27 protein-coding genes are annotated in these 26,354 nt (G+C 69.5%); 9 read left to right on the top strand and 18 right to left on the bottom strand.

What is annotated here, in order from left to right; all coding sequences use genetic code 11:
• The first annotated feature begins 1 nt into the window (after window position 1).
• Window positions 2–1,528 (top strand): alpha-(1->6)-mannopyranosyltransferase A, encoded by a 1,527-nt coding sequence (locus U0R18_RS00435; RefSeq protein WP_526364848.1) that lies wholly within the window; start codon window positions 2–4, stop codon window positions 1,526–1,528.
• Between the two features lie 3 nt (window positions 1,529–1,531).
• Here U0R18_RS00435 and U0R18_RS00430 read toward each other — a convergent pair whose 3' ends face one another.
• Window positions 1,532–1,936, bottom strand: a complete 405-nt coding sequence (locus U0R18_RS00430; protein ID WP_526364846.1) for an Rv2175c family DNA-binding protein — start codon at window positions 1,934–1,936, stop codon at window positions 1,532–1,534.
• Between the two features lie 61 nt (window positions 1,937–1,997).
• On the opposite strand from U0R18_RS00430, the gene U0R18_RS00425 reads away from it, so the two are divergent.
• Entirely contained in the window at window positions 1,998–3,266 is a 1,269-nt protein-coding gene (locus tag U0R18_RS00425) for a protein kinase domain-containing protein (protein WP_526364844.1), read from the top strand.
• An 85-nt stretch (window positions 3,267–3,351) separates the two neighbouring features.
• On the opposite strand, the gene U0R18_RS00420 is transcribed toward U0R18_RS00425, so the two are convergent.
• The 3 genes from U0R18_RS00420 to U0R18_RS00410 form a co-directional block, all read right to left on the bottom strand.
• On the bottom strand, window positions 3,352–4,749 hold the full coding sequence (locus U0R18_RS00420) for a class II 3-deoxy-7-phosphoheptulonate synthase (RefSeq protein ID WP_526364842.1): 1,398 nt from the start codon (window positions 4,747–4,749) through the stop codon (window positions 3,352–3,354).
• 62 nt (window positions 4,750–4,811) lie between these two features.
• Complete coding sequence (locus U0R18_RS00415) at window positions 4,812–5,333, bottom strand: polyadenylate-specific 3'-exoribonuclease AS (RefSeq protein ID WP_526364840.1); 522 nt, start codon at window positions 5,331–5,333, stop codon at window positions 4,812–4,814.
• Between the two features lie 10 nt (window positions 5,334–5,343).
• Window positions 5,344–5,478, bottom strand: a complete 135-nt coding sequence (locus U0R18_RS00410) for a hypothetical protein (RefSeq protein WP_526364838.1) — start codon at window positions 5,476–5,478, stop codon at window positions 5,344–5,346.
• On the opposite strand from U0R18_RS00410, the gene U0R18_RS00405 reads away from it, so the two are divergent.
• Window positions 5,477–6,766, top strand: a complete 1,290-nt coding sequence (locus U0R18_RS00405; protein WP_526364836.1) for a glycosyltransferase 87 family protein — start codon at window positions 5,477–5,479, stop codon at window positions 6,764–6,766. The two genes, U0R18_RS00410 and U0R18_RS00405, sit on opposite strands and share 2 nt — an antisense overlap.
• Here U0R18_RS00405 and U0R18_RS00400 read toward each other — a convergent pair.
• The 5 genes from U0R18_RS00400 to U0R18_RS00380 form a co-directional block, all read right to left on the bottom strand.
• Complete coding sequence (locus tag U0R18_RS00400; protein ID WP_526364834.1) at window positions 6,687–7,424, bottom strand: lysophospholipid acyltransferase family protein; 738 nt, start codon at window positions 7,422–7,424, stop codon at window positions 6,687–6,689. The genes U0R18_RS00405 and U0R18_RS00400 overlap by 80 nt on opposite strands.
• Window positions 7,425–7,509: 85 nt before the next feature.
• On the bottom strand, window positions 7,510–7,899 hold the full coding sequence (locus tag U0R18_RS00395) for a hypothetical protein (RefSeq protein WP_526364832.1): 390 nt from the start codon (window positions 7,897–7,899) through the stop codon (window positions 7,510–7,512).
• Window positions 7,896–9,203: an ArsA family ATPase gene (locus U0R18_RS00390; protein ID WP_526367323.1), complete on the bottom strand. Its 1,308-nt coding sequence runs from the start codon at window positions 9,201–9,203 to the stop codon at window positions 7,896–7,898. Before U0R18_RS00390 ends, U0R18_RS00395 begins: the two co-directional genes overlap by 4 nt.
• A complete protein-coding gene (locus tag U0R18_RS00385; protein ID WP_526364830.1) occupies window positions 9,200–9,634 on the bottom strand; it encodes an SRPBCC family protein in 435 nt (144 codons plus the stop codon). The genes U0R18_RS00390 and U0R18_RS00385 overlap by 4 nt, the downstream gene beginning before the upstream one ends.
• A 68-nt stretch (window positions 9,635–9,702) precedes the next feature.
• Complete coding sequence (locus tag U0R18_RS00380) at window positions 9,703–10,098, bottom strand: polyketide cyclase / dehydrase and lipid transport (RefSeq protein WP_526364828.1); 396 nt, start codon at window positions 10,096–10,098, stop codon at window positions 9,703–9,705.
• Between the two features lie 133 nt (window positions 10,099–10,231).
• Here U0R18_RS00380 and U0R18_RS00375 point away from each other — a divergent pair, with 133 nt between their 5' ends.
• Complete coding sequence (locus tag U0R18_RS00375; protein WP_526364826.1) at window positions 10,232–12,037, top strand: AMP-dependent synthetase/ligase; 1,806 nt, start codon at window positions 10,232–10,234, stop codon at window positions 12,035–12,037.
• 77 nt (window positions 12,038–12,114) lie between these two features.
• Here U0R18_RS00375 and U0R18_RS00370 read toward each other — a convergent pair whose 3' ends face one another.
• The 4 genes from U0R18_RS00370 to U0R18_RS00355 form a co-directional block, all read right to left on the bottom strand.
• Entirely contained in the window at window positions 12,115–13,248 is a 1,134-nt protein-coding gene (locus U0R18_RS00370; protein ID WP_526364824.1) for a glycosyltransferase family 4 protein, read from the bottom strand.
• Complete coding sequence (locus tag U0R18_RS00365; protein ID WP_526364822.1) at window positions 13,248–14,063, bottom strand: hypothetical protein; 816 nt, start codon at window positions 14,061–14,063, stop codon at window positions 13,248–13,250. The genes U0R18_RS00370 and U0R18_RS00365 overlap by 1 nt, the downstream gene beginning before the upstream one ends.
• A 31-nt stretch (window positions 14,064–14,094) precedes the next feature.
• Window positions 14,095–15,228 (bottom strand): peptidoglycan hydrolase RipC, encoded by a 1,134-nt coding sequence (gene ripC, locus U0R18_RS00360; protein WP_526364820.1) that lies wholly within the window; start codon window positions 15,226–15,228, stop codon window positions 14,095–14,097.
• 158 nt (window positions 15,229–15,386) lie between these two features.
• Window positions 15,387–15,614, bottom strand: a complete 228-nt coding sequence (locus tag U0R18_RS00355; protein ID WP_526364818.1) for a hypothetical protein — start codon at window positions 15,612–15,614, stop codon at window positions 15,387–15,389.
• A 212-nt stretch (window positions 15,615–15,826) separates the two neighbouring features.
• Here U0R18_RS00355 and U0R18_RS00350 point away from each other — a divergent pair, with 212 nt between their 5' ends.
• A complete protein-coding gene (locus U0R18_RS00350; protein ID WP_526364816.1) occupies window positions 15,827–17,653 on the top strand; it encodes a DEDD exonuclease domain-containing protein in 1,827 nt (608 codons plus the stop codon).
• Here U0R18_RS00350 and trpD read toward each other — a convergent pair.
• Window positions 17,570–18,622, bottom strand: a complete 1,053-nt coding sequence (gene trpD, locus U0R18_RS00345; protein WP_526364814.1) for an anthranilate phosphoribosyltransferase — start codon at window positions 18,620–18,622, stop codon at window positions 17,570–17,572. The genes U0R18_RS00350 and trpD overlap by 84 nt on opposite strands.
• A 112-nt stretch (window positions 18,623–18,734) precedes the next feature.
• Here trpD and ctaE point away from each other — a divergent pair, with 112 nt between their 5' ends.
• The 4 genes from ctaE to qcrB are packed head-to-tail and all read left to right on the top strand — an operon-like array spanning window position 18,735 to window position 23,078.
• Window positions 18,735–19,346: an aa3-type cytochrome oxidase subunit III gene (ctaE, locus tag U0R18_RS00340; protein ID WP_526364812.1), complete on the top strand. Its 612-nt coding sequence runs from the start codon at window positions 18,735–18,737 to the stop codon at window positions 19,344–19,346.
• Between the two features lie 26 nt (window positions 19,347–19,372).
• Window positions 19,373–20,224, top strand: a complete 852-nt coding sequence (gene qcrC / locus U0R18_RS00335; RefSeq protein ID WP_526364810.1) for a cytochrome bc1 complex diheme cytochrome c subunit — start codon at window positions 19,373–19,375, stop codon at window positions 20,222–20,224.
• Window positions 20,221–21,372: a cytochrome bc1 complex Rieske iron-sulfur subunit gene (qcrA, locus tag U0R18_RS00330; RefSeq protein ID WP_526364808.1), complete on the top strand. Its 1,152-nt coding sequence runs from the start codon at window positions 20,221–20,223 to the stop codon at window positions 21,370–21,372. Before qcrC ends, qcrA begins: the two co-directional genes overlap by 4 nt.
• Window positions 21,369–23,078: a cytochrome bc1 complex cytochrome b subunit gene (gene qcrB / locus U0R18_RS00325; protein WP_526364806.1), complete on the top strand. Its 1,710-nt coding sequence runs from the start codon at window positions 21,369–21,371 to the stop codon at window positions 23,076–23,078. The genes qcrA and qcrB overlap by 4 nt, the downstream gene beginning before the upstream one ends.
• A 145-nt stretch (window positions 23,079–23,223) precedes the next feature.
• On the opposite strand, the gene U0R18_RS00320 is transcribed toward qcrB, so the two are convergent.
• The 4 genes from U0R18_RS00320 to ctaC form a co-directional block, all read right to left on the bottom strand.
• Window positions 23,224–23,817 (bottom strand): DUF2561 family protein, encoded by a 594-nt coding sequence (locus tag U0R18_RS00320; RefSeq protein ID WP_526364804.1) that lies wholly within the window; start codon window positions 23,815–23,817, stop codon window positions 23,224–23,226.
• Complete coding sequence (locus U0R18_RS00315) at window positions 23,817–24,662, bottom strand: MmpS family transport accessory protein (protein WP_526364802.1); 846 nt, start codon at window positions 24,660–24,662, stop codon at window positions 23,817–23,819. Before U0R18_RS00315 ends, U0R18_RS00320 begins: the two co-directional genes overlap by 1 nt.
• Before the next feature lie 138 nt (window positions 24,663–24,800).
• Window positions 24,801–25,220: an aa3-type cytochrome oxidase subunit IV gene (ctaF, locus tag U0R18_RS00310; protein WP_526364800.1), complete on the bottom strand. Its 420-nt coding sequence runs from the start codon at window positions 25,218–25,220 to the stop codon at window positions 24,801–24,803.
• A 10-nt stretch (window positions 25,221–25,230) separates the two neighbouring features.
• Complete coding sequence (gene ctaC / locus U0R18_RS00305; protein WP_526364798.1) at window positions 25,231–26,313, bottom strand: aa3-type cytochrome oxidase subunit II; 1,083 nt, start codon at window positions 26,311–26,313, stop codon at window positions 25,231–25,233.
• Window positions 26,314–26,354: the final 41 nt, after the last annotated feature.

Here is a 26,354-nt window from a genome sequence, read left to right as displayed (position 1 = left end):
GATGTCGACCCAGATTCCGCAGCACCGGCCGCGATCGCTGGCCCGACTGGCCACGTTCACGGGCACGGACGCGGCGCGCCCGGCATTGCTGGGGCTGCTCGGGGCGCTGCTCATCACCGCCGGCGGACTGGGCGCCGGCAGCACCCGGATCCACGACCCGCTGCTGGAATCACTGCACCTGTCGTGGCTGCGGTTCGGTCACGGCCTGGTCTTCTCGTCGCTGCTGCTGTGGGGCGGGGTCGCGGTCATGCTGTTCGCCTGGCTCTGGCTCGGCCGGCGGGTGGCCGACGGCCAGGCCGACGAACGCACGATGGTGACCACCACCTGGTTCTGGCTGGCTCCCCTGCTGCTGTCGGTGCCGGTGTTCAGCCGCGACACCTACTCCTACCTCGCGCAGGGAGCGCTCCTGCGCGACGGCCTCGATCCGTACGTCGTCGGCCCGGTCGAGAACCCGAACATCTTGTTGGACAACGTGAGTCCGATCTGGACCACCACCACCGCACCGTACGGCCCGGCGTTCATCCTGGTGGCCCGGTTCGTGACCATGCTGGTGGGCAACAACGTCATCGCGGGGACCATGCTGCTGCGACTGTGCATGCTGCCCGGCCTGGTGCTGCTGCTGTGGGCCGCACCGCGGATCGCCCGCAAGGTCGGTGCCAACGGCGCCACCGCGCTGTGGATCTGCGCACTCAACCCGCTGGTGATCATCCACCTGATGGGCGGCGTGCACAACGAGATGCTCATGGTGGGCCTCATGATGGCCGGGATCGCACTCACGCTCTACCGGCATCCGGTGCCCGGCATCGCACTGGTGGCCACGGCCGTGGCGGTCAAAGCGACAGCGGGACTTGCACTTCCGTTCCTGGTCTGGGTATGGATGCGGCAGTTGCGCGATTCGTCACGCCGGCCCATGCGGACCGTCCCGGCGTTCCTGACCGCCGGCGTGGCGTCCGTGGCGATCTTCATCGCGGTGTTCGCCGTGTTGTCCTGGCTGGCCGATGTGGGCCTGGGCTGGCTCACCGCACTGGCCGGCTCGGTCAAGATCGTCAACTGGCTGACCATCCCGACCGCGGTGGCCAACATGACCAATGCCATTGGCGGACTGTTCTTCCCGGTGAACTTCTATGCGGTGCTCGACGTCACGCGGACGATCGGCGTCGGGGTGATCGCCGTGAGCCTGCCGCTGCTGTGGTGGCGCTTCCGGCACACCGACCGGGAGGCGCTGGTCGGGATCGCCTGGGCGATGGCGGTGGTGGTCCTGTTCGTGCCGGCCGCGCTGCCGTGGTACTACACCTGGCCGCTGGCGGTGATGTCCGCACTGACGCAGTCGCGGACCTGGATCGCGGCCATCGCCGGCTTCTCCACCTGGATCATGGTGATCTTCAAGCCGGACGGCTCCCACGGCATGTACTCGCTGATCCACGTCGCACTGGCGACCGCGTGCGCCGTGGCGGCGTGGTACGCGCTGCTGCGGCCGGATCGCTTCCCCAAACGGTTCGCGCCCGGGCACGAACTCGGCGAGACGTAGGAACTAGTACGCCAGGGCCTGCGCGCGACGCACGATCTCGCGCGCCTGATGGGACTTCAGTGCGTCCACGGGCCGGGCGTTGGCGGTGGATTCGCGGGAGCCGTCGAAGGTCAGGGTCAGCGACGGATCCGGGGTGAACAGCCAGCGCAGGATCTCGGTGTCCCCGTATCCCCCGTCGCGCAGCACCGCCAGCAGGCCGGGCAACGACTTGATCAGCGCACCGGACTCGGTGAAGAACGCCGTCGGCACCACCACCGTGCCGTCGCGGCGCAGCGCGATCAGATGCCCGTCGCGCAACTGCTGATGCACCTTGGTGATCGGGATCCGCAGCTTGGCCGCGACATCGGGTAGGGCCAGTACCGGTTCGGCGGCCTCGAGTACGTCGTCTCCGGTCGGGATGCTGCTCACCGCGTCAGTTTAATTCCGATGCGGACACGGCACGACCCCCGCCGATGGGTCGGGTCCTACGATGGCTCCGGTGAGCGTCAGCCGGGCGGACGGGCCGTTGGAGGGAATCCTCCTCGACGGGCGGTACCTGCTGCAGGGCCCGATTGCCACCGGCGGGATGTCCACGGTGTACCGCGGGCTGGACACCCGGCTGGACCGGCCGGTAGCGGTCAAGGTGATGGACGCACGGTACGCCGGCGACCAGCAGTTCCTGACCCGTTTCAAGCTGGAGGCACGCGCGGCGGCCCGGCTGTCGGACCCCCGTCTGGTGGCCGTGTTCGACCAGGGCATGGACGCGCGTCACCCCTATCTGGTGATGGAACTGGTCGAGGGCGGCACGCTGCGCGAGCTGTTGCGCGAACGCGGCCCGATGCCGCCGCACGCGGTGGTCGCGGTGCTGCGGCCGGTGCTGCGCGGGCTGGCGGTCGCGCACCGCGGCGGCCTGGTGCACCGCGACCTCAAACCCGAGAACGTCCTGATCTCCGAGCGCGGTGAGGTCAAACTGGCCGACTTCGGCCTGGTGCGCGCGCTCGCGCAGGCCGGCATCACATCGACCAGCGTCATCCTGGGAACCGCGGCCTACCTGTCACCCGAGCAGGTCAGCACCGGGGATGCGACCCCACGCAGCGACGTGTATTCGCTCGGCATCCTGACCTACGAATTACTCACCGGCACAACACCTTTTGCCGGGGACAACCCGCTCGCGGTGGCCTACATGCGGCTGGATCAGGACGTCCCGCCGCCGAGTGCCGCCATCGCCGGGGTGCCCCCGCAGTTCGACGGGCTGGTGGCCCGGGCCACCGCCCGCGACGCCCCCGCCCGGTACGCCGACGCCGCGGAGATGGCCGAAGCGGTCGACGCGGTGACCGCCGAGCTGAGCCTGCCGCCGTTCCGCGTGCCCGCGCCGCACCGGGCCGTCCCGCATCCGTCGGCGGCACTGCCGACCGGCCGGGTCGACGAGCGCCAGACCGTCGGCCGGCGAGCGCCCGAAACCCCGCCGGCGCGGGTCTCCGTCGCGGGCGGCGCCCCGAAGCCCGCCGCGGCGCGCCGGCCCACCCTGGCGATGACCCGCGGGCCGGACGACTGGAATCCCGCGGGGGCTGACGAAGACAGCGAAACACATTCCGGTGCAAGCCATTTCGCCGGAGTTTCGATGGACGAGCTGGCCTGGGCGCGGCAACGGGCCCGGCGCCGGACGGTCATCTGGCTGCTGGTCGTGATCCTGCTGACCGTCGGGGTGGCCGCCGGCGCGTGGCAGCTCGGCACCCACGTCGACGGACTGATCGGCTGACGTCCATCCTCCGGCGAGGGTGCACAGAAGTACGCACGGGCCCGGCGTGTTGCGGACCAACACGCACGCTCGGCGTGAAAGAAGGTCAGTCGCGCAGCATCTCCGCGACCAGGAACGCCAGCTCCAGTGACTGCTGGGTGTTCAGTCGCGGATCGCAGGCCGTCTCGTACCGGCCGGCCAGGTCGTCGTCCGAAATGTCCTGTGCCCCACCGAGACATTCGGTGACGTTCTCACCGGTGATCTCGACGTGGATGCCGCCCGGGTGGGTGCCCAGCGCGCGGTGCACCTCGAAGAAGCCCTGCACTTCGTCGACGATGCGGTCGAAGTGGCGGGTCTTGTACCCGGTCGAGGACTCGTGAGTGTTGCCGTGCATCGGGTCGCACTGCCAGATCACCTGGTGCCCGGATGCCTGCACCTTCTCGATGATGGGCGGCAGCACGTCGCGGATCTTGCCGTTGCCCATCCGGCTGACCAGGGTCAGGCGGCCCGGCTTGTTGTGCGGGTCGAGCCGCTCGACGTACTCGACCGCCAGCTCCGGCGACGTGCTGGGACCGATCTTGACCCCGATCGGGTTGGCGATCACCTCGGCGAACGCGATGTGCGCGCCGTCGAGCTGACGGGTGCGCTCACCGATCCACACGTAGTGCGCCGACAGGTCGTAGAGCTTTGCCTCCGCGCCGGGGCTCTCCAGGGAATCCGCCAGCCGCAGCATGGCGCGCTCGTAGTCGAGCACCAGCGCCTCATGGCTGGCGAAGATCTCGGCGGTGTCCAGATTGCGGTCGTTGACCCCGCACGCACTCATGAATCGCAGGCCCCGGTCGATCTCGCCGGCCAGCGCCTCGTAGCGCGCCCCGGCCGGCGAGGTCCGGACGAACTCCCGGTTCCAGTCGTGCACCAGGTGCAACGAGGCCATACCCGACGACGTCAGGGCGCGAACCAGGTTCATCGCGGCGCTGGCGTTGGCGTACGCGCGCACCAGTCGCGACGGATCGTGATCACGCACGGCGGCGTCGGGCGCGAACCCGTTGACCATGTCGCCGCGGTAGGACTTCAGGCCCAGTGCGTCGATGTCCGATGAGCGGGGCTTGGCGTACTGCCCGGCGATGCGGGCCAGCTTGATGACGGGCATGCTCGAGCCGTAGGTCAGCACGACGGCCATCTGCAGCAGCGTGCGGATATTGGCGCGGATGTGCGGCTCGGTGTTGTCGGCGAAGGTCTCGGCGCAGTCGCCGCCCTGCAGCAGGAACGCCTCACCACGGGCGACGGCGGCCAGCTGGCCCTGCAGCTTCTCGATCTCCGACGGAACGGTGACGGGCGGGACGCTCTCCAGCACGGTGCGGATCGCCGCGGCCTGATCGGGGTCCCAGCTCGGCTGTTGAGCGGCCGGCCTGGCCAGGGCGTCGTCCAGCCGCTGGCGCAGGTCGTCAGGCAGCGGCGGCAGGGCCGGCAGCTGCTCGATGGGTACGTCGACGGTCCAGTTCACCCGTCCATGGTAACCGGGCAGAACGGGTGGTTTTACCACCGCTGACCGGGCAGACCTGCAGCTCAGCCCCTTCCCTGGACCGTTCCCCAGCCGGCCGCCCTCGCGTCCAGTTCGGTCATCACCTCGAATCGGCGCAGGTTGTGCCGGGCGTCGACGAGGGCGTCGTGGGTGTCGCGGGGCCGCGGCGGCATGCGCGGGGACCCGCGGTCCTCCCAGTACTGACGCAGCTCGCGGGTGAACCTCGGGATCTGCGGCGGCAGATGCGTCATCGGCCCCCACAGCTGACACAGCGCCACATGGTCGTAGGCGGCCACCCAGGCCCAGAGCTCGATCGGCTCGTCACCGTCGATGCCGAAGAACTCCTCGAGGTCCTCCCGGATGCGCCGCCGGGAGCGCCACAGCTGCGACGACGGCGGCGGGAGTTTGGGCAGCACATGGGTCTTGACCCAGTTGCCGGCTTGCTCGCCAGGGAATTCCGTTGACACAGCGTAATATTCGCGGCCGTCCTCGGCGGCCACGCCGATCGAGATGAGCTCGATCGTCCGGCCGTTGTCGATGAACTCGGTGTCGTAGAAGAACCGCACGCCGGACACCCTATCGAGCCTGCGCACCGGCCACGTGGATCTTGCGATCCGAGTTGGCCTCGCGGCAATCGGCGAGGCACGCGGTGAAGTCGAGGGTCGAGGTGGGCGCCGACACACCGGCGCACCGATAGGCTGTTCGGGTCATGAAAATCTTTGCCTGGCGGGTGTTCCAGCTGTGCGCGGCCGTCGCTTTCGGGTATGCCGGCTGGCGGCTGCTGGGCCACACGCCCTACCGGATCGACATCGACGTGTACCGGATGGGCGGCCGGTGCTGGCTCGACGGACAGCCGTTGTACTCCGGTGAGACGTCGTTCCACACCCAGGCGGGCGCGGACCTGCCGTTCACCTATCCCCCGCTGTCGGCCATCGTGTTCGCCCCGTTCGCTCTACTGTCCCTGCCCGCGGCCAGTGCCACCATCACCGCCATCACCCTGGTGCTGCTGGTGGTCTCCACGCTCATCGTGCTCACCCGACTCGACGTCTGCGGCGGCCCGGGCTGGTCCGCCGTCACCCGCGATCCCGCCTGGGTGCGTCGGCTCTTCATCGCGTTCGCACTGGTCGCACCGGCGGTGATCTACCTCGAGCCGGTGCGGTCGAACTTCGACTTCGGCCAGATCAACGCGGTGCTGATGACGCTGGTGCTGGCCGATACGGTCACCCGGCGTACCCGCTGGCCGCGTGGCCTGCTGCTCGGACTGGCCATCGCACTCAAGCTGACGCCCGCGGTGTTCCTGGTGTATTTCGTGGTCCGTCGCGATGGCCGCGCCGTGGCGACCACACTGGTCTCGTTCGCCGGCGCGACGTTCGTCGGGTTCCTGCTCGCCTGGCGCGATTCCCTGGAGTACTGGACCACCACCATCCGCGACACCGACCGGATCGGGAACGCCACGCTGAACACCAATCAGAACATCGCCGCGGCGCTGGCCCGGCTGGGGCTCGGCGAGGGCGCCCACTTCGTGCTGTGGGCGGCCGCGTGCGTGCTGGTGCTGGCCCTGACCGTGTGGGCGGCGCGCAGGCTGCTGCGCAGCGGCGGCGACTCGGGGCCGGTGCTGGCCCTCATCTGCGTGGCGATGTTGGGCCTCGCGGTCTCACCGGTGTCGTGGTCGCACCATTGGGTGTGGACACTGCCGACGCTGATCGTCACCGCGGTGGTCGGGTACCGGAAGCGCGATGCCGCGCTGGGGTTGCTGACGCTGGCCGGCGCGGCGCTGATGGTGTGGACGCCGATCGACCTGATGCCCCAGCACCACGAGGCACAGGCGCAGCTGTGGCGCCAGCTCGTCGGCGCTTCCTACCTGTGGTGGGCGCTGGCGGTGATCCTGGTGTCCGGGCTGACCGCCGCGCGACCGGAGGTCAGCCGGCCGCTGTCTGCGGGACCCGGGCCGGCGGCTGGCCCGCAGCAGACCCCGGCCCCGGCGTTGCATCCTCTTTGAGGCTGGCGGCGTAGATGTCGACGTATTCCTGGCCGGAGAGCTGCATCAGCTCGTAGACCACCTCGTCGATGACGGCACGCTCGATGAACCGGTTGCCGGCCAGTCCGTCGAACCGGCTGAAATCCATCGGCTTCCCGATGCGGACGGTGACGCGGCCGAACCGCCACATCTTGGACCCCGGCGGATTGACGACGTCGGTGCCGACCATCGCGACCGGGATCACCGGAACGCCGGTCTGCAGGGCCAGCCGGGCCAGCCCCGTCTTGCCCTTGTACAGCCGGCCGTCCGGCGACCGGGTGCCCTCGGGGTACATGCCCAGCAGTTTGCCCTCGGACAGGATCCGCTCGGCGGTGGTCAGCGCGGCCTGTGCCGAGTCGGCATCGGTCCGGTCGATCGGTACCTGTCCCGCAACGGTGTAGAACCAGGCGATCGCCCGGCCCTTGAGCCCGGTGCCGGTGAAGTACTCCTGCTTTGCCAGGAAGGTGATCCGGCGGGGCGCGACCAGTGGTAGGTAGAAGCTGTCGGCGACGGCCAGGTGGTTGCTGGCCAGGATCGCCGGACCGTCCGCCGGAATATGTTCCAGGCCTTCAACTTTCGGACGGCCGAGCAGGGACAGCAGCGGACCCATGAAGATGTATTTGAACAACCAGTACCACATGGGTCCTCCAGTCGGGCTGCACCGGCGGTGCTTTGCGCCAACCTTACCGACCCTCGGTGAGAGCCACCACAGCGACGGGCCGGGCTCAATCCTCGAACGTGATGGGAATGTGCTGATAGCGGCCATTCCCCGAGGGGGGGCCCCCGACCGGGGGTGGAGCGGGGTCGGGATCCGGATCTGGTTCGGGGGCCGTGGCCCCGGACTCGGCGAGCAGTCCGCGCAGCACGGTCAGCAGGCTCACGCTGTGGTCGGCGACCACCGTCAGCAACGGATGCTCCTCACCGGTTGCCACCGCGGCCAGCGCGCACACCGGACACCAGACCTGTTGGCAGCGACCGGGTTCACCGCCGGAACGCGCGGCCATCAGGGCTGCCATCGATCGCACCGCGGGATCGAGCCGGTCGAGGATCTCCTGGGCGAGCTGGCGCAGCTCGGGACCCAGGTCGCCGTGACCGGGTGCCCCCGGGCCGCTCACTGCCCACCCGCCTTCGGCCAGACGTCCGGGTTCGGCCGGAAGCGCACGGTCAGCTGGTCACCCTTGAGCTGGGCCCCGCTGACGGTGCACCGGCGCAGCACCGAGGCCAACCGCACGCGCCGGCGCAGCCCCCCGACGGCGACGATGAGATCGTCGTCCACCCGGCCCAGTTGAAGGGTCCCCAGCGCGGACGGATCCAGCGGAGGCAGCTGCAGCCGCATCCGGTAGACCGAGTCCAGTCCCGTGCCCGATTCCAGGTCGACCACGGCCCGCAGCGGCCCGGGCGGCGCCGCACTGCCGCGCCGGCGGGCACAGTCCAGGAGTTCCGCCAGCGCCTTGGGCCCGATCGGTTCGCCGGCCAGGTGCGGCACCAGCACCAGTCCGACATCCCCGGTGCCGGCGCCGAGCTCGTCGAGCACCGACTGCTGCTCGGCGATCCGCTCGGTGTACCAGTCGAATGCGGGATGTGCGGGCAGGTTGCGGTATTCGTACGAATCATCCTGTACCAGAACCTGATTCACGATCAACTCACGAACCTCGACGCCCAGCAGCGCCAACGACCCCAGCGTGCGGACGGCCTCGGCCGCTACCACCCGCTCGGCCGTCAGGACCAGGTGCGCGCCCACCTCCCCGCCGGTGTCGGTGATCATCGCCGACAGTCCTTCGAGACCGGCGGCGGTGCGCTCCAGCAACTCCACAATGGCCACCGATTGGGCATCGCCGGGCGCGATGCTCAGGCGGCGGTGCCGCGGCCACGCGCGCTCGAGGTACAGGGCGAAGGCCGAAGGCAGGGTGAGCATCCGCAGTGCGTCGGCGGTCGAGGCGCAGTCCACCACCAGGTGATCCCAGTCGCCGGATTCCGCCAGGCGTGCCACCTCACCCAGCCCGAGCACTTCCTGGATGCCGGGGAACGCCGAAAGCTCTTCCGGTGCAACATCTCCCACGTCGGACTCGGGAAATCTGGCGGCGAGCTGCCCGCTGGTCCGACGCCAGCGGTCCTCGAGCAGCGCCAGGGTGTCCAGCGCCAGCGCGTCCAGCGATCCCCCGCCCCCGGCCGGGTCGCCCACCGACAGGTCGGCCGTCACCCGGACCGGGTCGCACGCCCCCGTGGGCGGTACGGGGACGCCGAGCACATCGCCGAGGGAGTGCGCCTGATCCGTGGACACCAGCAGGACACGCAGCCCCGACCGGGCATCGCGCACCGCGGTTGCCGCTGCCAGCGTCGACTTGCCGACCCCGCCCTTGCCGACGAAAAGGCTGATGCGGGCCCGGATGCCGGTGTCGACCTCGCCGGATTCCGTCAGCCCTCGACTCGTTTCTTCAGATCCTTGAGCGCCGTGTCCGTGAGGCGGCGTTCGGCCTTGCGCTTGAGCAACCCGATCATCGGGATCATCAGGTCGACCGACAGCTCGTAGGTGACCTCGGTCCCGGATCCTTTGGGCGCCAAGCGATATTCACCATCCAGAGCTTTGAGCAGCGAACTGGACACCAGCCACCAGCGGACCGATTTCCGGTCGGCGGGCCAGTCGTACTCGAGGACCATGGTGTCCTTGAGCACCGCGGCGTCGAGCACCAGCCGCGCGGTACGCGGATTACCGCCGTCGTCGGTGTCGAGGACCTCGGTGTCGTTGTACTCCTTGACCCACTCGGGGTAGGAGCCGATATCGGCGATCACATCCATCACCGTGCCGGGGTCGGCGTCGATGAAGATCGTCTGCGCGGTCTTGTCCGCCACGTGAACGCTGCCTTGCCTCTCGGAGTCTCTTTCGCGGCCACGCTACCCTCCCGGGCAGCCGTTGGCCCTCATATCCAATGCGTGGGAGCCGAACCCACCGGGCGCCCCGCCTCGAGTTCGTTCTTGATCTCGAAGGACATTCGTTTGCCCGCGACGCGGCGCTCATGGGTCAGTTTTGCCAGGTCCATTCCGGCCGCCTCGGCCGGGGCGGCGCCCGTCGGTTCGGCATGCAGGAAGTAGTGCAGGATCACACCGTCGAGCATGGTCTCGAGCCAGATCTCCATGGTGCCCGTCAGCGGCCCGGCCACCGTCCAGCGGATGCCCTTGTCGGCCCGGTCCTCCACGACGTCGAGCCGCAGGTCCGGCCACCACCGCCGCCACCTGGCCGGATCCGCGATCGCCGCGCCGACCTTCGCGCCGGCGGCGGCGACGAAAGTCTGGTCGGCCACCTGGATGCTGTGCATGCCCGCTAGCTTCACATATCCGAACCGCCGGCCGGCAGCCGGTCGACCGCAAAACCGTGAAGGAAGTCACATCGCCGCCCCCGGTCGGACTACTGTGGGTGCGTTCATCAACGCACTACGGGAGGACAGCGATTTGCGCGAGTTGAGTGTTTCGGCATCCTTCGACGTCGCCGAGACCGACAACATCGTCTCCGTCGTCTACGACCACGAACGCACCGACCCGGGGTTCGCCATCTACCAGCGCCAGGTCGACGGCAACTGGATCGATGTGTCGTGCGCCGAAGCGGCGGCCCAGATCCGTTCGGTCGCACAGGGATTGATCGCGCTCGGCGTGCAGCCCGGTGACCGGGTCGCGATCTTCTCCGCGACCCGTTTCGAGTGGGCGGTCATCGACATGGCCATCCTGTCGGTCGGCGCGCTGACGGTTCCCATCTACGAGACGTCCTCGGCCGATCAGGTGCAGTGGGTGTTGCAGGATTCCGGCGCGGTGGTGGCGTTCGCGGAGACCGACGCCCATGCCGGCATCATCGCCGACCTCGCCGGCGGGCTGCCGGACCTGCGCCGGCACTTCACCATCGACGGGTCGGGCCCCGCTGCACTCGACGAACTCACGGCGGCCGGCGCCGCGGTCGATCCCGGCGAGGTGACCCGCCGGGTCGAGGGAATCCGGGCCTCCGACCCGGCCACCCTGATCTACACCTCGGGTACCACCGGCCGACCCAAGGGCTGCCAGCTCACCCATTCCAACCTGCTCTACGAGATCCGTGGCGCCAAGGCGGCCCTGCCCTCGCTGCTGGACAAGGGCCAGCGGCTGCTGGTGTTCCTGCCGCTGGCGCACGTGCTGGCCCGCGCGATCACCATCGGAGCGTTCCACAACAAGGTGACCGTCGGCTTCACCAGCGACATCAAGAATCTCGTGCCGATGTTCGGGGTGTTCAAACCGACCATCGTGGTGTCGGTGCCGCGGGTGTTCGAGAAGGTCTACAACACGGCCGAGCAGAACGCTGCCAACGACGGGAAGGGCAAGATCTTCGGGATCGCCGCCCGGACCGCGATCGCCTACAGCGAGGCGCTGGACCGTCCCGGCGGCCCGGGGTTGCTGCTCAAGCTCGAGCACAAGGTGTTCGACAAGCTGGTGTACGGCAAGCTCAAGGCGGCCCTCGGCGGCGACTGCGTCGCGTCCATCTCGGGCGGCGCGCCGCTGGGCGCCCGGTTGTGCCACTTCTACCGCGGTGTAGGGCTGACCATCTACGAGGGCTACGGCCTGACCGAGACCAGCGCGGCCATCACGGTCAACCAGATCGGTGCCATCAAGCCCGGCACCGTCGGAAAGCTGTTGGAGGGCAACAGCATGCGGATCGCCGACGACGGTGAGCTGCTGGTGCAGGGTGGTGTCGTCTTCCACGGCTACTGGAAGAACGACACGGCGACCGCCGAGGCGGTCCAGGACGGCTGGTTCCACACCGGCGATCTCGGCGAGGTCGACTCCGACGGGTTCCTCAAGATCGTCGGCCGCAAGAAGGAGCTCATCGTGACCGCCGGCGGCAAGAACGTCGCCCCGGCGGTGCTCGAGGACAGTCTGCGGGCCCACCCACTGGTCAGTCAGGCGATGGCGGTGGGCGACGCGCAGCCGTTCATCGGCGCGCTGATCACCATCGACCCGGAGGCGTTCGAGGGCTGGAAGGAACGCCACGGCAAGAACTCCGGCGCGTCGGTGGCCGACCTGACCGAGGATCCGGATCTGCTGGCCGAGATCGACGGCGCGGTGAAGGAGGCCAACAGCCACGTCAGCCACGCCGAGGCCATCCGCAAGTTCAAGATCCTGCCGGTGGACTTCACCGAGGAGACCGGTGAGATGACGCCGACGCTGAAGGTCAAGCGCAAGGTCGTGGCCGAGAAGTTCGCCGACCAGATCGACGCGATCTACCGCAAGGACTGACCCAGGTTCCTCCGCGAACGTGCGTGTCAGTCCGCGGACACGCCGTCACGGGCGGACTCTTGTGCACGCTCGGCCTACTAGAGCAGTCGGGCCATCCGCGCGGCCAGGGTGTCCCACCGCCACTGCTCGTCGATCCACTGGCGTCCGCGGGCGCCCATCCGCGCGGCGGTGTCGGGGTCGCAGAGCAGCGCACTGATCGTGTCGGTGATCTCGGTGAGGTTCCGGCCGTCGACGACGAACCCCGTCTCACCGTCGAGCACCGCCTCCGGCGCCCCGCCCGAATCGCCGGCCACCACGGGGATCCCGGTGGCCGACGCCTCGAGGAACACGATCCCCAGCCCTTCGACGTCCAGGCCGGCGCCCCGGGTCCGGCACGGCATCGCGAACACGTCGCCCAGCGTGTAGTGCGCGGGCAGTTCGGCGAACGGGACACCTTCGGTGAAGACCACATGATCGTCGATCCCGTTGTCGGCGGCCAACTTTCGCAGCGGCTGCAGATGTGGCCCGCCGCCGACGATCACCAGCGCCGCGCCGTCCACACGCTCGCGGATCGCCGGCAACGCCCGGATCAGCATGTCCTGCCCCTTGCGGGGCACCAGACGGGACACGCAGACGATGGTCGGGCGCTCCCCGAGCCGGTAGCGGGCGCGCAGCTCGGCGCGCGCCGCCGGGTCGGGCCGAAAGGTGTCGGGGTCGACGCCGGGCGGGAGGTGCTCGAACGCGGCGTGCGGGCCGAACGCCCCGGCGAACCGGCCCCGCGTATAGCGGCTGATGTAGGTGATGACGTCGGTGCCGTCGCCGATCCGGCGCAGCGCCGAGCGCGCTCCGGGCAGCATCGACCAGCCGACCTCGTGTCCATGGGTGCTGGCCACGACACGGCCGGCGCCGGCCCGGCGGGCGCTGGGGCCCAACAGCGCCAGGGGCGCGGCCGCCCCGAACCAGACGACCTCGGTGTCGTGCTCGCGGATGAGCCCGCGCATCCGGCGCTCCACCGACGGCACCGGCAGCATGAGCGACGTGGGATGACGCACGACGTGCAGATTCGCCGCCCGCGCGTCGTACTCCTGGGCGCCCTTCCACTGCGGGGCGTACACCGCGATGTCATGATCGCCGGTCGCTGCCAGGCGGGTGACGAGATTCTCCAGGTAGGACTGGATGCCGCCGCGGCGAGGCGGAAAGTCGTTGGTGACCAACAGAACCCGGGTCGACATCAGCGGGCCCACTCCCGCCACTGGGCGAGCAGCTCGTCCGGACCGGTACCGAGCACGTCGCGCACCGCGGTCGCGGCATCGGCGTGCGCGTACCCGGCGCCGCGCAGGTACAGCAGCCGCAGCGCCGGGGCGCCATAGCGGTCGGCGACGAACCGGGCGAACAGCCACGCCCGGTCGTAGGCCGCGGACAGCTCCTCGGGCGTCCCGGTGAAGTCCGCGTCCGACGGCAGGTGGGTGGTGTCGATCCGGACGGGTGCGGCGGGCGCGGGCCTCGCCACGTAGTCGGCCACCCCCTCGGTGAGCCAGCGCGGCGCGTCGAGTGCCGTGTCGGCACGTGCCGCGTAGTGGAACAGCTCGTGGCGGAACACGATCCGAAGATCGCCCGGGTTCATCGCCGCGGCCCCCGGGGCCAACACGATCCGCTGACCCTCGGCGGTCCGGGAAGCCGGGTCGACCCGGTCGGCCACCGCGACCGCGGCGGTGTCGGCTCGCTCCCCGCCGGCGCCGGACCGGGCGGCGAACTCCGCGGCGCTGCCGGTGGACATCACGACGATCGGCCCGGCGCTGTCGCGGCCCCAGTCGGTGCCCCAGAATTCCTGCACCGCCGCCACGGCGGGACCGGCCTCGGCGGACACCCGGTCCAGCAACACCTGACCCGCGGGGCCGCCGAGGTTGACCGGCGACACCGATCGTTGCGCAACATGTTCGGGCGCAACGGTTTTCGTCTCACCGGACGGCGCGGCACCGAGATGCGGACCCGTCCGGGCGAGCGGCACGGCCAGGACCGCGACGGCGACCAGCGCAACCGCCAGCACCGGCCACCAGGGCCGCAGCAGGCGGAAACGGTCAGTAACGGCGCGCGTTGAAGAACGGACCGGCACCGTCAAGCGGCACCACCTTCACGGGCACGCCGTACGTGGAGGCGTGCACCACCATGCCGTCGCCGACGTAGATGCCGGTGTGGGAGGCGTCGGAATAGAAGTTGACGACGTCACCGGGCTGCAACTGATCGCGCGACACCGGAGTGCCGCCGGCGGCCAGCGCATAGCTCGAGTGCGGCAGCGCGATCCCGGCTTGCTGGAACGCCCACATCACCAGCCCTGAGCAGTCGAACGCTCCGGGTCCCGAAGCACCCCAGGAGTACGGCGACCCGACCCGGGTCAGTGCGGCCTGGACGGCGATCGCGCCCTCACTGGTGCCCCCACCACCACCCGGTGCCACGGCGGCCTCCGGCGGTGGGGCCGGGGGCAGCGCCTCGGGCGCGGCGGCCAGCACATCGACACCTGGCGGCGGGGCTTCGGGAGGCAGGGCGGCCGCGACGGGCACCGGCGCGGCCATGGCCACCCGCTGGTTGGGCGAGAGCATGTTGTACTGCGACTTCACCACGGCGATCTGCAGCTGCAGTTTGGTCTGCTTGGCCTGCAGGTCGGCCTTGACCGCGCTGGCCGCATCGGCCGCTGTCCTGGCGTCGGCGGCGGACTTGGCGGCGGTGCTCTGCGCGGTGTTGGCCGCGGCGGCCAGCCGCTTGTAGTTGGTCATCTGCGCCGACATCTCGGTGGCCATCACGCGCTGCATGGCGAGCTTGTCGATGAGGCCCTGCGGCGATTCGGCGGTGAGGATGGCGGCCATGCCGTCCGTCCGGCCGCCCATGTAGGTGGCCGCGGCGACCCGGTCGACCGATGTCTGGAACGAGCTGAGCTGCGACTGCGCGACGGAGACGTCGGCCTGGGACTGGGTGAGCTGCCGGTCGGCGGCGGCCTGCACATCGAGCTTCTGGTTCAGGTCGAGCTGCGCCGAGTGCATGGCCTCGGCCGCCTGTTCGGCCTGGCGGGAGAGATCATTCAGCTTGGCCACGGCGTCCTCGGCCGGATCGGCCGTGGCGGTGGAGGACATCAGCCCGAGGAGAACAGCCCCGGTCACCACACCGAGGATGGGCAGGCTGGCAGCACGCTTCGTCCGATGCGATCCGTCGAGGGTCAAGATTTCGTGTCCTTAAACTGCCTTCGACGTGGCTATCGCGCCGCCGTCGAACCGCCTTTAGGTCTCAGATAGGTTACGAAACGGCATCGGCGTTGTCCATCGGGTCGCGACAAATTTACCAATGCGTGGAACCCGACCGGCGCAGCGCCACGTGTCGTTCAGGCCACACCGGGCTTCGGCGTCCGGTGGATCGGCACCAGCCGCAGCCGGGGCGCCAGACCGGCTTCTGCCAGGACCTCGAGTGCCTGGCGCTCGTCGTCCAACAGGGTGTCCGGGACCCCCAGCAAGACGCTGATCACGCAGTCCTTGCAGCCGGGACCGCGCACCGCGCAGTCGTCGCAGTCGATAACGATCGGGCCGTTCGGATCGCCCTGGTAGTCACCCATGTTCAGTCCTGTCCTCGCTCATGGGCCGGACGGTAATACCGACCCCCGACAAGTGGCCCCCACCGACGACACGCCGAACGTGCGAAATCGGCGACCGGCCCGGCGTGTCATCGGCGAAACCGCGCAGTCGGCGCCGCGCGCACGGGCACTCGAGGCGGCTGGGTCGCACGAGACCCGTGGGGCTGTCGGGGCCCCGGTTTACCGTCTGTGCCGTGGGACAGGCCGGCCAGCTGAGCTTCGGCGACATGGATTCGACCGCCGATGTCGCGCTCCGCGACACCACCTTCGTGGTCGTGGACCTCGAGACCACCGGCGGCCGGTCCCGGCCGGCCACCCCCGGCGGGGTCTGCGACGCCATCACCGAGATCGGCGCCGTCAAGATCCGCGGCGGCGTCGTCCTCGGCGAGTTCGCCACCCTGGTCGACCCCGGTCGCGAGATCCCGCCGCAGATCGTCCGGCTCACCGGCATCACCACCGCCATGGCGCACGACGCACCGAAGATCGACGCGGTGCTGCCGATGTTCCTCGAGTTCAGCCGCGGTGCGGTGCTGGTGGCGCACAACGCCGGCTTCGACATCGGCTTCCTGCGCGCCGCCGCGGCCCAGTGCGCGCTGACCTGGCCCAACCCGCCCGTGCTGTGCACGGTCCGACTGGCCCGCCGGGTGTTGACCCGCGAGGAGGCACCCAGCGTCCGGCTGGCGGCACTGGCCCGGTTGTTCCGGACCACCACCGAACCCACCCACCGCGCCCTCGACGACGCCCGCGCCACCGTCGACGTCCTGCACGGACTGATCGAACGCGTCGGCAACCTCGGCGTGCACACCTACCCCGAACTGCGCTCGTACCTGCCCAACATCGCGCCGGCCCAGCGCCGCAAGCGGGTGCTGGCCGACCACCTGCCGCACCGTCCGGGGGTCTACCTGTTCCGCGGGCCCGGCGCCGAGGTGCTCTACATCGGTACCGCGGCCGACCTGCGCCGCCGCGTCGCCCACTACTTCACCGGCGCCGACCCGCGTGGGCGGATGCGCGAAATGGTCACCCTGGCCGAGGCGGTCGACCACGTCGAGTGCGCGCACCCGCTGGAGGCCGGAGTGCGTGAACTTCGGCTGCTGGCCGCCCACGCGCCGCCGTACAACCGGCGGTCGAGGTTCCCGCACCGGTGGTGGTGGATCACCCTGACCGACGAGGCGTTCCCCCGGCTGTCGGTCGTGCGCCGCCCGAAACCCGCCGGGCCGGAACTCGGCATCGCCGGGCCGTTCCGGGCCCGCGCCGACGCGGCCGCCACCGCCGACGTGCTGGCCCGCTTCACCGGTCTGCGCACGTGCACCCGCCGGATCGCGGGTTCGGCGCGGCACGGGCCGGCATGCCCCGAACGCGAGGTCTCACCCTGCCCGGCCGCCCGTGACGTCTCGGCGGCCGAGTACGCCCCGGCGGCACAGCGGATGGCCACCCTGATCGCCGGCGCCGACCGCACCGCCCTGGCCGCGGCCGTCGCCCACGTCGCCGAACTCGCCGAACGCGGCCGCTACGAGAGCGCCGCCCGGCTGCGCGACCACCTGGCCACCGCCATCGACGCGCTGTGGCGCGGACAGCGGCTGCACGCCCTGGCCGCGGTCGCCGAACTGGTCGCCGCCCAGCCCGACGGGGCCGGGGGCTGGCAGCTCGCCGTCATCCGGCACGGTCAGCTCGCCAGTGCCGGCAACGCGGCCAAGGGCGTCCCGCCGATGCCGGTGGTCGACGCGCTGACCGCGGCGGCGCAGACCGTGCTGTATCAGGCCGCGCCACTGGGGGGAGCGCTCGTCGAGGAGACGGCGCTGCTGGACCGCTGGCTCGTGACGCCGGGCACCCGGATCGTCCGGGCCAGCACCGGCTGGGCCAGCCCGGCCGGCGGCGCGGGCCACTTCGGCACCTGGTCGGCCACCGCGCGCTCGGCCCGCGTTGCGGCCCAAGGCTTCTCAGAACGACTGACTGAACTTCACCCAGTCGGCCAGCTTCTCCCCGGCCGCGCCGCTGTCGATGGCCTGCGCGGCGCGGGCTAGGCCCGACTCCCACGCCGGCAGCCACTCCGCCGAACTCGACAGTCCCGCATGGGCCACCAACGCCCCGGCCGCGTTGAGGATCACCGCGTCGCGCACCGCGCCGGTCGCACCGCCGAAGACGGACCGCGCCTCGGCCGCGTTGAACCGCGCGTCGCCGCCCACCAGTTCGGACAGTGCGGCGCGGGCGAACCCGAACCCGGCCGGATCGAACGTCAGCCGGTCGACGGTGCCGGCCTGCACGCGCCAGATGGTCGAGGTGGTGGTCGTCGTGAGCTCATCGAGGCCGTCGTCGCCATGGACCACCAGCACACTGCAGCGCCGCGCGGCGAACACCCCGGCCATCACCTCGGCCAGATCGCCGAACGCACAACCGATCAACCCGGCCCGGGGCCCGGCCGGATTCGTCAGCGGCCCAAGGAGATTGAAGACGGTGGGCACCCCGATCTGCTGACGCGGCGGCCCGGCGTGCTTGTAGGACGGATGAAAGATGGGAGCGAAGCAGAACCCGATACCCACCTCTTCGACGCAGCGGGCCACCTCCGCGGGGCCCAGGTCGATCCGGACCCCGAGCTCCTCGAGGGTGTCGGCCCCCCCGGACAACGAGGACGCCGCCCGGTTCCCGTGCTTGACCACCGGAACACCGGCGGCCGCGCACACCACGGCGGCCATCGTGGACAGGTTCACGGTGTTGGCCCCGTCGCCCCCGGTCCCGACGATGTCGACGGTCTCGGTGCCGATGACCTCCGTGGGCACCCGGCGGGCGTGCGCCAGCATCACGTCGGCCAGCTCGGTCACCTCGGCCGGGGTGGGCCGCTTCATCTTCATCGCGACCCCGAAGGCCGCGATCTGTGCCGGCGTCGCGGCCCCGGTCATGATCTGCTCCATCGCCCACGCGGCATCCCCAGGCGCCAGGTGCTGTAGATCGGTGAGGCGGCTCAGGATGGCGCGCCACGAACGGTCGTCGGTCACCCGCCGATTTTCCCATGTCGCGCGGGTCGTCCGGGACCCGGGAGCGCGACACCGGAAACCAATTCCCTCCCCGGGTGGAGTTCGCCAACTACAAAGCGTCATACTTCTTCATGTGACGAGCGCTGTAGGGACCTCCGGTACTGCCATCACGTCGCGCGTACATTCGCTGAACAGGCCAAACATGGTCAGTGTCGGCACCATCGTGTGGCTGTCGAGCGAGCTGATGTTCTTCGCCGGCCTCTTTGCGATGTACTTCACCGCGCGCGCCCAAGCTGCCGGGGACTGGCCACCACATCCGACCGAGCTGAACCTCGCGCTCGCGGTACCGGTCACCCTGGTGCTGATCGCGTCGTCGTTCACGTGCCAGATGGGCGTCTTCGCCGCCGAGCGCGGCGACGTGTTCGGCCTGCGCCGGTGGTATCTGCTCACCTTCCTGATGGGCCTGTTCTTCGTCTGCGGCCAGGGATATGAGTATCTGCACCTCGTGGCGCACGGCACCACCATCCCCGGCAGCGCCTACGGAACGGTGTTCTACCTGGCCACCGGGTTCCACGGGCTGCACGTCATCGGCGGTCTGATCGCCTTCATCCTGCTGCTGGCGCGAACCAGGATGAGCAAGTTCACCCCCGCACAGGCCACCGCCGCGATCGTCGTGTCGTACTACTGGCACTTCGTCGACATCGTGTGGATCGCGCTGTTCGCCGTCATCTATTTCGTGCGATGAAATCCCGGTAGCCCCCAGACAAGCCCATGGACAGGAGTGCTCGGTTGAAGATCTCGCGGTTGCTCGGATCGGCCAGCGATCGGTCGCGCAGACGTCTGCGCCGCCGGTTGTCGGCCGGGTTGCTCCTGCTGATAGCCCTGGCGTTCGCGGGTGGTCTTGCCGCCGTACTGACGCCGCGCCCGCAGGTCGCGGTGGCCGACGAATCGCAGTCGGCCATCCTGCGTACCGGCAAGCAGCTCTACGAGACGTCGTGCGTCAGCTGTCACGGTGCCAACCTGCAGGGTGTGGGCGATCGTGGGCCCGCCCTGATCGGGGTTGGCGACGCGGCGGTGTACTTCCAGGTCTCCACCGGCCGGATGCCGGCGATGAGCCTCAATGCGCAGGTGCCCAAGAAGCAGGTCATCTTCGACGAGGCGCAGATCGAGGCACTCGGGGCCTACGTCCAGGCCAACGGCGGCGGACCGACGGTGGTGCGGGACGCCAACGGCCACATCGCACAGGAGTCCCTGACCCGCGGTGACGTGGCCCGTGGCGGCGACCTGTTCCGGCTGAACTGCGCGTCCTGCCACAACTTCACCGGCAAGGGGGGCGCACTGTCGTCCGGCAAGTACGCACCGGATCTCGGCGAGGCCACCCCGCAGCAGATCTACACGGCCATGCTGACGGGTCCGCAGAACATGCCGAAGTTCTCCGACCGGCAGCTCTCGCCCGAGGAGAAGAAGGACATCGTCACCTACGTGCGCGAGTCGGCCGAGGCGCGCAGCCCCGGCGGCTACGGCCTGGGCGGCTTCGGTCCGACCTCCGAGGGAATGTTCATGTGGATCGGCGGCATGGTCCTGATGATCGGCATCGCGATGTGGATCGGAGCGCGCGCATGAGCAACCAGCAGGGTCCTCGGCCGACGGACGCCGAACTGGCCGAGATGTCCAACGAGGAACTCCTCGACCTGGGCGGCAAGCTCGACGGCGTCGACATCGTCTTCAAGGAGAGCCGCTGGCCGGTCGACGGCACCCGCGCCGAGAAGCGCGCCGAGCGCACGGTGGCCCTGTGGCTGCTGCTCGGCGGCGTGATGGGGCTGGCACTGCTGGTGGTCTTCCTGTTCTGGCCCTGGGAGTACGACCCGGACAGCTGGTGGTACACGCTGGCCACCCCGATGTACGGGCTGACCTTCGGCCTGTCGATCCTGGCGATCGGCATCGGCGCGGTGCTCTATCAGAAGAAGTTCATCCCGGAGGAGATCACCATCCAGGACCGCCACGACGGCGCGTCCCCGGAGATCCACCGCAAGACCATCGTCGCCAACCTGACCGACGCGCTGGACGGCTCGACCATCAAGCGGCGCAAGATGATCATCGCCTCCATGGGCCTGGGCATGGGCGCGTTCGGCGTGGGCACCCTGGTGGCCTTCGCCGGCGGCCTGATCAAGAACCCGTGGAAACCCGTGGTGCCGACGGCCGAGGGCAAGAAGGCCGTGCTGTGGACGTCGGGCTGGACCCCGCGCTTCCACGGCGAGACCATCTACCTGGCCCGCGCGACCGGTGACAGCCACTCCCCGTTCGTCAAGATGCGGCCGGAGGATCTCGACGCCGGTGGCATGGAGACCGTCTTCCCGTGGCGCGAGACGGACGGCGACGGCACCACCGTCGAATCCCACCACCTGCTGAGCCGCATCATGATGGGCGTCCGCAACCCCGTGATGCTCATCCGGATCAAACCGCAGGACCTGCACAAGGTGGTCAAGCGACAGGGCCAGGAGAGCTTCAACTTCGGTGAGTTCTTCGCCTACACCAAGGTGTGCTCGCACCTGGGCTGTCCGTCGTCGCTCTATGAGCAGCAGACCTACCGGATCCTCTGCCCGTGCCACCAATCGCAGTTCGACGCGCTGCACTTCGCCAAGCCGATCTTCGGCCCGGCCGCACGCGCGTTGGCACAGCTTCCGATAACGATCGACAAGGATGGGTATCTGGTAGCCAACGGTGACTTCATCGAAGCCGTCGGCCCGGCATTCTGGGAGCGCACATCATGAGTCCGAAACTCGGCGAGGTAATGGCCAAGCAGGGCGACGCGATCGATTCGCGGTATCACCCGTCGGAAGCCGTCCGGCGCGGCATCCTCAACAAGGTCTTCCCGACGCACTGGTCCTTCCTGCTCGGCGAGATCGCGCTGTACAGCTTCATCATCCTGCTGATCACCGGTGTCTACCTGTCGTTGTTCTTCGATCCGTCGATGGCCGAGGTCACCTACCAGGGTGTCTACCAACCCCTTCGCGGCATCGAGATGTCGCGGGCCTATGCCTCCGCGCTCGATATCAGCTTCGAGATCCGCGGCGGGTTGTTCGTCCGCCAGGTGCACCACTGGGCGGCCCTGATGTTCGCGGCGTCGATCATGGTCCACCTGGCGCGCATCTTCTTCACCGGCGCGTTCCGCCGGCCGCGTGAGGCGAACTGGATCATCGGTTCGCTGCTGCTGATCCTGGCCATGTTCGAGGGTTACTTCGGCTACTCGCTGCCCGACGACCTGTTGTCCGGCATCGGCCTGCGCGCCGCGATGAGCTCCATCACGCTGGGCATGCCGATCATCGGCACCTGGTTGCACTGGGCGCTGTTCGGCGGCGACTTCCCTTGCGGCGGCGTCGGTTACACCTGTGATATCTCCGGAGTCTTCCTGCCCCGGATGTACGCGCTGCACATCCTGCTGATCCCCGGCATCATCCTGGCGCTGATCGGCGCGCACATGGCGCTGGTGTGGTTCCAGAAGCACACCCAGTTCCCCGGCCCGGGCCGCACCGAGGGCAACGTCGTCGGCGTGCGCGTCATGCCGGTGTTCGCGGTCAAGTCTGGTGCGTTCTTCGCCATGACGGTCGGCGTGCTGGGTCTGATGGGCGGCCTGTTCCAGATCAACCCGATCTGGGATCTGGGTCCCTACAAGCCGTCCCAGGTGTCGGCGGGCAGCCAGCCGGACTTCTACATGATGTGGACGGAAGGCCTGGCCCGTATCTTCCCGCCGTGGGAGCTCTACCCGTTCGGGCACACCATTCCCGCCGTGGTGTGGGTGGCCCTGCTGATGGGCCTGATCTTCACCCTGCTGATCGCGTATCCGTTCCTGGAGAAGCGGTTCACCGGTGACACCGCCCACCACAATCTGCTGCAGCGTCCGCGGGACGCTCCGGTCCGCACGGCCATCGGCGCGATGGCGATCGCGTTCTACATGGTGCTGACGCTATCGGCCATGAACGACGTTCTCGCGCTGAAGTTCCACATCTCGCTGAACGCGACGACGTGGATCGGCCGTATCGGCATGGTGATCGTGCCGCCGCTGGTGTACTTCATCGCCTACCGCTGGGCCGTGGCCCTGCAGCGCAGCGACCGCGCGGTGCTCGAGCACGGCATCGAGACGGGCATCATCAAGCGGCTGCCGCACGGCGCGTACATCGAGCTGCACCAGCCACTGGGACCGGTCGACGACCACGGCCACCCGCTCCCCCTCGAGTACGAGGGTTCGGCGTTGCCCAAGAAGATGAACAAGCTGGGGTCGGCCGGCCGGCCCGGCTCGGGCAGCTTCCTGTTCGCCGATCCGGTGGACCAGGACCGCGCGCTCACCGAGGCCGACCATGCCCGCGAGCACCAGGCCCTGGCCGCACTGCGGAACTACCAGGACGAGGAGATCGTCGGCGGCAACGGCAACGGCAGTGGCCACCGCGAGGTCGAGTCGGCGTCCGCGACGCACGAGTAGCCAACAACGCTGAGCGACACAGCAATTGGGCCCGGGTGAGAACCCGGGCCCAATTGCTTTCGCATGAGGGGCGCGCCGAACAGAGCCGGACCGCTGATCGGTGGAGCGCAGAATCCCGCCTGCCGCGCGTGATGCGCGGGGTGGCTCAGGTGGAGCCGAGTTCGGCCTGCAGCTGACGCAGCGACAGTACCGGGATGGCGCACATCGCGGCGGTGACCAGCGCCGCGATGCCCAGCGCCACCCACGCGGCGGTGTCGGCATCCACCGCAAGCAGGTAAGCGGCCAGCGCGACCGCCAGCATCGCCGCACCCGTGGCCGCGATGACGCCGGTGCCGCAGCGCAACCAGATGCGGTCCAGGACGTCGCCGGGCACCTTCGGTGTGCCCTTCGCCCGGTTCGGCTCGACATATCCGGGCGACTCGGCGGGCAGGGCCGCCGCACGCCGTGGCGGCGCCGCTGCCGGATCCTGCGTGACCGCCGTGGCGGCGTTGCGGGCGCGCAGCAGCAGTGGCACCGCCAACACGATCACCAGCGCCGAGACCGCGATCACCACGTACAGCAACCATGAAGTGCCAGAACCACTTTCGCCGGCCGAACGGCCGCGACCAAGGTCGGTCAGTGCCACGGCCGCCGCGACGCCCATGCCCACGACCAGCAGCCAGATCGCCGCGCACGCGATGACCAACGCGCGGTCCAGTGATTGCGGTGTTCCCGGCCACCGACTGGTGAGTGTTCCCATCAGCAGCTGGTCTGCGCGGAGTTGCTGGAATTCGACGACAACACGGTCCCGTCGCTGGTGGTGATGGAGCAGTTCAGCCGACTCACCAGGAACAGACTGGACGCCTGCACCGAGCCGACCTCCGATTGTGAGATCGGGGTGACGGTCAGCGACCACGGGATGTAGACGTTACGTTGCGTGCGCTGCCGGCCCGAGGCGTCGATGTAGGTGATCGAGATGATGTCGCCCGGCGCCTTGGTGCCGGTGACCGAGTAGGTCACCTGGCGCGGCCCGGCCGGCGTGGTCGGCGGCGGGGGCGGTGGCGCGGTGGTGGCGGGTGGCGGTGGGGGCGGCGCCTCGGTGGTCGCCGGCGGGGGCGGTGGCGGTTCGGGCGTCTCGGTCGCCGTCTCGGTGGGCGGCGGCGGGGGCGGTGGCGGTGGCGGTTCCTCGGTGGTGGTCGGGGGTGGCGGCGGGGGCGGGACGGTGGTGGTGATCTCGTCCTGCACCGGCGGCGCCGACGGCGTGGTGGACGTGGACGGCATGGCCAGGTTCGTGGTGTCCCGCTTGGTCACCAGCAGCGCGACGGACACCACCAGCGTGATCGCCGCGATGATGGCGGTGACCCCGACGACCCAGGGCCAGCGCGGTGGCCGTGGCCCGGCGACGCCTACCCTGTCGTCCGCACCCTCGTGCCGGTAGCTGTCGTAGTCGTAGAGATCGGTGTCGGCCGGGACGTACGGGGCGATGGTGATGTGCTCGGATTCCGGCGCGGAGTACGCCTGCGACGGGAAGTCCGCGCCGGCGAGCTCGTCGGGAGTTCCCGCGCCGGCCTCGGCGTCGTCATCCGGGGATGTCGGCCCGCTCATTGCCGCCTCATACCGCCTGTCTGTCCACGGATATCGCTTTCCTGCTCGCCGGGAACACTACCCAAGGCCGTGGGCCCGGCGAACGCGACAGAACGGCAGGGGCAGAAACCGCGCCTTGATTGTGACCTTCGACGCAGGTCAGTGCTTTTCGGGGCCGAGGTAGTACTCGAATACGAGACCGGCCACCGAGCTCAGCACGAAGACCACACCGGCGACGATCAGCCACGGCAGCCAGAGCGCCATACCGACGGCGGTCACCGAGGCCGACAGCGCGATCATGATCGGCCACCAGCTGTGCGGGCTGTAGAAGCCCAGTTCGCCCGCGCCGTCGCTGATCTCGGCGTCCTCATAGTCCTCGGGCCGGGTGTCCAGGCGCCGCGCGACGAACCGGAAGAAGGTTCCGGTGATCAGCGACAGCCCGCCGCTCAGCGCCAGCGCCACGGTGCCGGCCCACTCGATCCCGCCGTACTGGAACAGCCCGGTGAGGACGCCGTAGACGACGGCCGAGATCAGGAAGAACGCGGTGAGGATCTCGAAGAGCCTCGCTTCGATGTGCATCGCTGTCTCCCTAGTTCCCAAGCGGGGGTGCCTGCTCGCCCCGCCGCGTGTCGAAGGGTTCGGTGGTGGTCGCCAGCGGCGACTGCTTGATCGACTTCAGCGCTTCGGCGTTGGTCTTGCCGGCGATGCGCTGCTGCAGGTAGGCCTTGAAATCGTCGGGCGAGACGACCCGGACCTCGAAGTTCATCATCGAGTGGTAGGTGCCGCACATCTCGGCGCACCGGCCGACGAACGCACTGCTGGACTTGCCGTCCGGCAGCTGGATCTCACTGATCTGGAAGACGTTCTCGGTGTGGTTGGCCTGCGGGTCGGGCATCACGTCCCGCTTGAACAAGAACTCGGGGACCCAGAACGAGTGCACGACGTCGGCCGAGGCGATCTGGAACTCGATCCGCTTGCCGGCGGGCACGACCAGAACGGGGATCTCGCTGCTGGTGCCGAGGGTCTCGACCTTGTCGAAGTTGAGGTAGGTGCGGTCCTCGGGGTTGAGCCCGCGCACGGCGCCCACCCGCTCCTCACCGTGGGCGTCGACACCCTCGGGCTTGGAGACCATGGCGGCCTTGCGGGCCGGGTCGGCCCCGTCGTAGGACAGCGACCCGTCGCGGTAGTCGACCTTCTGGTAACCGAACTTCCAGTTCCACTGGAAGGCGGTGACGTCGATGACGACCTCGGGGTTGGGGTCCTTGTGCAGCATCTTCTCCTGCACCACCACGGTGAAGTAGAAGAGCGCCGAGATGATCAGGAACGGCAGGACCGTCAGGACCAGTTCCAGCGGCATGTTGTAGCCGAACTGGCGGGGCAGCTCGGTGTCGCCGGCCTTCTTGCGGTGGAACACCGACGCCCAGAACATCAACGCGTAGACGATGGCGCCGACGACGAACGCCGCGATCACCGAGTAGATCCACAGGTCGTAGTTCGCGTGGGCCTCGGGGGTGATGCCCTTGGGCCAGCCGAGGCCGACGATCTCCTGCCAGCTGCAGCCGCTGAGGGTCACCGCGAGTGCGCCCAGCGTCACCGCGACGCCCAGCTGCCGGAACCGACGAGAACGGCCCCCGGAACCGGTCCGGGTAACGGCCTGCCCGTGGGTTTTCACGTCGGCGCCTCCTGTATGAGATCCAGCTCGGTCTGATCGGT

This window comes from Mycobacterium sp. (genome assembly GCF_046330795.1).
In the GTDB taxonomy this organism is placed as follows: Bacteria; Actinomycetota; Actinomycetes; order Mycobacteriales; family Mycobacteriaceae; genus Mycobacterium.
This window is presented reverse-complemented; position numbering and strand designations above follow the sequence as displayed.